The organism is Pedobacter sp. 01N416 (genome assembly GCF_056399685.1).
In genome coordinates this window covers 1-1633 of sequence record NZ_JBFTRT010000816.1, presented here as the reverse complement: position 1 = coordinate 1633, position 1633 = coordinate 1, and the positions used below count along the sequence as shown (strand labels likewise).

Sequence of the window (1633 nt, the reverse complement as noted above, 5' to 3'; positions counted from 1 at the left end):
CGCCACTTCAATTCCTGCATTTCTGAGTTTTTCGATGCCTTTGCCATCGACACCTGAAAAAGGGTCTCTATTGCCAATCACTACCTTCTTTAGCTGATGTTTTACCAATAAATCAGCACAGGGAGGCGTTTTGCCAAAATGGGCACAGGGCTCTAGGTTAACATAAACAGTAGCCTGTTTCAAGAGATTTTCGGCCTCATCGCCGTGTTTATCAAAAACAGCTTTAACGGCATTGGGTTCGGCATGCGATTTTCCATATTCCTGATGATATCCTTCTCCAATAATTCTGCCATCTACAACGATAACACAGCCAACCATTGGGTTCGGACTAACATTCCCTAAAGCTAAGGCTGCTAAGTCAAGACAGCGTTTTATATAAAATTCATCGCTCATTAGCGCAAAAGTAGTAAAAAAAGAGTCATGGCCTTATCAAAAGAGAGCTGTTATCATCCCAATTAAGTAATTTTGTACATATGAAGATAGGAGAATTAGCGGCGCATTACGAACTCGAACTTGAGCCTTTATACGATAGTAATGAAGCAAAAGCATTATTTAGTATTGCTGCCGAGCAAGTTTTGGCTTTATCTTCAGCTAAACTGATCATGCAAAAAGATATCGATATCAGCTTTATCAATATGCAGAAACTTTTGAGCATCCTCAACGATTTGCAGATCGGAAAACCCATTCAGCATATTTTGGAAGAAGCTCATTTTTATGGCGCTGTGTTTAAAGTTAACGAACAAGTGCTTATCCCGAGGCCAGAAACAGAAGAACTGGTAGATTGGATCATTTCAGATAACAGTTCGCAGTTTTCAGTTGACACTAACCATAAAATCAGTATTCTTGATATTGGAACCGGCTCTGGATGCATTCCCATCACACTTAAAAAACATTTACCAAAAGCTGAAGTAGCTACATTGGACGTCTCTGCTAATGCCATTACAGTAGCCAAAGAAAATGCAGAACAGATCAATGTGAGGATTAAATTTATTGAAGCAGACATTTTGACCTTCAAATCTGAAGAGAAGTTTGATATCATCGTAAGTAATCCTCCTTATATCAGGGATTTAGAGAAAGCGGATATGCATAATAACGTGTTAGTGTACGAACCACATTTAGCATTATTTGTTCGTGATGAAAACCCCTTAATATTTTATAAAGCTATTGCTGATTTTGCAAGAACAAACCTAAAACCCAACGGGCAACTTTATTTTGAAATCAATGAATATTTAGGCAACGAAACAATTGAAATGTTAGCAGCTAAAGGCTTTATTAATATTGAGTTAAGACAAGATATGCAAGGTAAAGACAGAATGGTGAGGGCAGGGATTTAAGGTATTTGAAGTCCGAGGATGGAGGTCTGAAGATATGTTGCAAAGGAATAAATTCCCTGCCGTTCGTCCTCCTGAACTTGTTTCAGGATCTATAATTAAAGGTACTTTAGTCTTTCTGCTCTTCAACTAAGCCCTCGGATGAAACTGCGTAATTACCTCTCTTAAATAATCTCTATCAATGTGCGTATAAATTTCTGTAGTGGTAATACTCGAATGGCCAAGCATTTCCTGTACAGCACGCAAATCGGCACCACCTTCAATTAAATGTGTGGCGAAAGAATGCCTTAACGTATGTGGAC

Annotated in this window: 3 protein-coding genes; 1 reads left to right on the top strand and 2 read right to left on the bottom strand. The window is 38.5% G+C overall.

Going from position 1 to position 1633, the window contains the following annotated elements:
• Window positions 1-393, bottom strand: a 393-nt coding sequence (locus AC1DND_RS27460) for a bifunctional diaminohydroxyphosphoribosylaminopyrimidine deaminase/5-amino-6-(5-phosphoribosylamino)uracil reductase RibD (protein ID WP_477585974.1), incomplete at its 3' end; no start/stop codon positions are given.
• Window positions 394-473: 80 nt separating this feature from the next.
• Between AC1DND_RS27460 and prmC the strand changes: the two genes are divergently transcribed.
• Window positions 474-1334 (top strand): peptide chain release factor N(5)-glutamine methyltransferase, encoded by an 861-nt coding sequence (gene prmC / locus AC1DND_RS27455; protein ID WP_477585972.1) that lies wholly within the window; start codon window positions 474-476, stop codon window positions 1332-1334.
• 126 nt (window positions 1335-1460) lie between these two features.
• On the opposite strand, the gene AC1DND_RS27450 is transcribed toward prmC, so the two are convergent.
• Window positions 1461-1633 (bottom strand): tyrosine-type recombinase/integrase (locus tag AC1DND_RS27450; protein ID WP_477585976.1); only part of this gene is annotated, 173 nt, incomplete at its 5' end.

Coding starts and splice junctions, on each gene's coding strand:
- prmC (WP_477585972.1), top strand. CDS start 474: ATGAAGATAGGAGAATTAGCGGCGCATTACGAACTCGAACTTGAGCCT.